General features: G+C 71.6%; 1 protein-coding gene and 1 pseudogene. Both read left to right on the top strand.

From position 1 onward, the window contains the following. Nucleotides 1-186: 186 nt before the first annotated feature. Nucleotides 187-3,198 carry a LamG domain-containing protein gene (locus AB0K43_RS31245; RefSeq protein ID WP_363645774.1) on the top strand — a complete coding sequence of 1,004 codons (3,012 nt, stop codon included), beginning with the start codon at nt 187-189 and terminating at the stop codon, nt 3,196-3,198. 134 nt (nt 3,199-3,332) lie between these two features. Then, a pseudogene (locus AB0K43_RS31240) lies at nt 3,333-4,360 on the top strand (sugar-binding protein); the annotation flags it as partial.

Here is a 4,360-nt window from a genome sequence, read left to right as displayed (position 1 = left end):
TTCCAGATCCCGACGTCGGCGTTCATCGGGAAGCAGATCCTGAGTGCGGAGTTCGGGACGTACGAGAGCCATTCGTGGTCGTGCTCGCCGAGCAACATCGAGCTGTGGAACACCGGTTGGGTGTCCTCGGGTACGAACTGGAACTCGCAGAACGCGTCGGGGTTCTGGGGTCGCAAGCTGCAGACGATGAGCGCGGCCAAGGGCTGGAGCGGTAGTTGCCCGGGTGGCTGGCTGGAGTTCGGCGGCTCCTCGGGCGGGGTCAGGGATCTGGTCCAGGACGCCGCGAACTGGGGCTGGTCGTGGGCCACGTTCGGCCTGAAGGCGGAGAACGAGGGGGACAGCAACAGCTGGAAGCGGCTGACCGACGACGCCTTCCTGCGGGTCTACTACAACCTCCCGCCCCGCCAGACCCCGATGAGCGACCTGACCATGTCCCCGGGCAGCTGCATCTCGACGGGGGTGACGGTCAACAAGTGGCCGCAGATCACCGCGAAGGCGAGCGACCCGGACGGCGAGGCCATCGGTGTCCAGTTCGCCGTCGGTTGGGACGACGGCACCGGGTTCGCCCGCCGTTGGTGGTCGACCGGCTCGGCGAACGCGGCCCCGGCCGGGAGCACCTTCAAGGGCTCCGGCTCGCAGTTCTCGCTGACGCTGCCGACACTGCCCGCACCCGCCAAGGGTGCCTACGGGTGGGAGGTGCGGGCCTGGGACGGCGCGAGCTGGGGACCGTGGTCCTCCGACGGTGACCCGACCGACTGCTACTTCTTCGTGGACACCTCCGCACCCGACGGTCCGGCCGTCACCTCGGCCTCCTACCCCGGCTCGAAGGACGCCGCGGCGGCACTGCCGTGGACGGACGGCGTCGGAAAGTACGGCGCCTTCACCATCGACTCGGCCGCCACCGACGTGGTCAAGTACCAGTGGGGACTGGACACCACGGCCTCCGCGGCCCACGAGGTGGCCACCGGCGCGGGCGCCCCGCAGACGGTCAACCTGCTGCCGGAGACCCCCGGCGTGCACACCCTGTCGGTGCGGGCCCTGGACGGCGCGGGCAACGCCTCGCAGCTGGAGACGTACTACTTCAACGTGCTGAACGGTCAGCCGCAGCGCGCCGGCTGGGGCATGGACGAGTCCTCGGGCACCACGTTCGGCGGTGTGGGTGGCCGGATCGATGCCACCAAGGGACCGGGCACGGTCACCGGGGCTCCCGGGCACCTGGGGAACGGGGCGTCGTTCGGCGGCACCTCCGCCTCGTACGCCACCACCCAGGGCGCGGTCCTCGACACCACCAGGAGCTTCACCCTCTCCGCCTGGGTGTACCTGACCGACGCCTCCCACAACCGCGCGGCGGTCGCCCAGGAGGGCACCTACATGTCCTCCTTCAGCCTGGGCGTGCGCGACGGCAAGTGGGCCTTCGTCAGCTCGACCAGGGACGACATCGGTTACGGCTGGCAGATCGCCGCCTCGCCGACGCCCGCCCCGCTGAACCAGTGGGCCCACCTGACCGGCGTCTACGACTCCGCCAAGCAGACCATGGCGCTGTACGTGGACGGCGCCCCCGCCGCGTCCGTCCCGGCGCCCATCAGCTGGAGCGCGCGCGGGCCGCTGGACATCGGCCGGCTCTGGTACCGGGGCGGGTACACCGACTTCTGGACCGGATCCGTGGACGAGGTCAAGGCCTGGGACCGTCCGCTCTCCGCGGCCGACGCCGTCGAGGTCGCCGCCGACCGCCCGCTGACCGCGGGCCTTCCCGCGAAGGCGGTCTGGCACCTCGACGAGGACGCCGCCGCCGCGACCGTCGCCGGCTACCCGGAGTCCGACAGCCTCACCGCTTTCGGAGGGGTCCAGGCCGGGGTGCAGGGAACGGCCGGCAAGGCCGTCCACTTCGACGGCACCAACGGGTACGCCCGCACCGCCCGTCCGCAGGTGGACGGGACGCGGAGCTTCGCCGTCTCCGCCTGGGTGCGGCTGCCCAAGCCCGCGGACACGGACACCACGGCCAAGATCGCGCTGTCCCAGATCGGTCAGCACAACAGCGAGTTCTCGCTGTACTACTCGGCCTACTACAAGCGGTGGATCTTCGGGCGGTACAAGGAGGACACCGCCGCGGACACCCTGGTGCGCGCGATGCAGCCGGACTGCGCCGCTGGCAGCACGGTGAACGGGGTGCCGTGCTTCACCGGCACGGACAACCAGTGGACGCACCTGCTGGGCGTCTCCGACACGGTCGCGAAGAAGACCCGCCTGTACATCAACGGGTTCCTGGTCGGCGAGGCGGACTACACCCAGAACGCTCCGTGGGCGAGCCCCGGGCCGCTGCAGCTGGCCGCGGTCAACCGCGAGGGCGCCAACGCCGAGTTCTTCGGCGGCGACATCGACGACCTGCGGATCTACGACCGGGTCGTCACCGGCCCCGAGGCCGCCGACCTGGTCGCCCAGCGCCCGCAGCTCACCGGCCGGTGGAAGTTCAACACCGTCACCGGGAGCACGAGCCCGGGCGAGGGCCCGGCGAATCCCGCCGCTCAGCTCGCCGGGGGCGCCGCCGTGAACACCGGTGGCGGCCTGTACGTCAACACCGGCACGCTGCAGCTGAACGGCACCACCGCCTACGCTGCGACCGGCGCCGCACCGGTGCACACCAACCAGAGCTTCACGCTGGCGGGTTGGGCGAACACGGCGGGATCCCCGACCCGCGACATGACGGTGCTCTCGCAGGGTGGCGCCACCGGTGACGCGGCCACGCTGCGCTGGCACTACCTCAAGGACGACCCGAAGAGCGGGGAGCACCTGGGCGAGTGGCAGGCCGTGCTGGCGGGCACCGACGCGGCGGGGGCCGCTCGCACCATCGTGGTGCACTCCCCGATCCCGTCGGTGCTGGAGAACTGGACGCACCTGGCTCTCACCTACGACGCGCTCTCCAGCCGACTGAGTCTGTACGTCAACGGCGACCTGGAGAACCAGGTGTGCACCACCGGCGCGGCGGACTGCACCAGCCGCACCTCGTGGGCCCAGGCGGTAAGGCCGTTCGACGCCACCGGCGGGCTCCAGTTCGGTCGGGCGAAGGCCACCGGCACGTTCGGTGAGTACTTCTCCGGTGAGCTGGACGAGGTGTGGTCGTTCCAGGGCGTGCTGAGCGCCGCTCAGATCGCCAGGCTCGCGGACTACAACACCGAGCTGGACTCGGCGACCGGTCCCTGACCGATGCGTGGACGGGCCGGAGGACACAGCGTTCTCCGGCCCGTCTCGCTGTCCTCCGCTCACCTGCCGGTGGCCGGACGGCGGCGAGGCGGGCCGGATCCACGGCTGACGCCGTCACTCTCGAAGGAGATCGAATGAGTAGGGAAAGGGCTGCCGGGCGGCGGTTCCGGACCAGGAGCGCGGCTGTGCTGGCCGCGGCGCTGGTCGGGTCGCTGCTGCCCACGCTGCCACTGGCCGTAGGAGCGGCCGCGGCCGACTACACCAAGCCGTCCGCGGTCTCGCCGGAGAAGCCGGTCAAGGGCTCGGCCGGGACGGTGAAGGACCGCAAGGCGGACACCACCGTCAGCACGCCGGCGGCGAAGCAGACCGCCTGGCCCACGCCGGGCAGCTCCCGGATCCAGGTCCCGGCCGAGGCCGGGAAGGCGGTGAAGGCCGGTGAGCTGCCGGTCAGCCTGGCCGCTGCCGGCACGCAGGCGGCCAAGGACGCCGATGTCCAGGTGCTCAGCCAGGATCTCGCGCGCAAGGCCGGGATATCCGGGGTGCTGCTGAGCGTCTCGGCGCCGCAGACCGCGGAAGGGACGCGGGCGAAGGTCAGCGTCGACTACAGCGCGTTCGCGCAGGCCGGTGGCGCCGGGTTCGGCTCGCGGCTGCGCCTGGTGCAGTTGCCGGCGTGTGTGCTGACCACGCCGGACAGGCCCGAGTGCCGCGTGCAGACCCCGCTGCCGGGCGGCAACGACCCGGAGCACCAGACCGTCACCGCCGACGCGGTGGCGATCGCGGCACCGCTGCCGGTCGGTGGGATGAGCCTGCAGTCCGCCGGTGGCGGTGCGACGGTGCTGGCCGCCACGGCGGGCACGGCCGGGCCGAGCGGTGACTACAAGGCGACGCCGCTGTCGTCGGCGTCGACCTGGTCCACGCAGCTGAGCAGCGGCTCGTTCGCGTGGAACTACGACATGCCGCTGACCGCGATGCCGGGCGGGCTGACCCCGAAACTCGCGCTCTCCTACAACTCGGGCAGCGTCGACGGCCGGTCGGCGAACACCAACAACCAGGCGTCCTGGGTGGGTGACGGGTTCGACCTGTCCCCGGGCTTCGTCGAGCGCAGCTACAAGGCCTGCGCCGATGACGGCGCGCCGAAGACCGGCGCGAACAAGCCGGGTGA

The sequence above is a fragment of the Kitasatospora sp. NPDC049258 genome, assembly GCF_040678895.1.
Taxonomy (GTDB): domain Bacteria; phylum Actinomycetota; class Actinomycetes; order Streptomycetales; family Streptomycetaceae; genus Kitasatospora.
The sequence above is the reverse complement of the archived record's forward strand: the minus strand, read 5'-3'. Positions and strand labels throughout refer to the sequence as shown.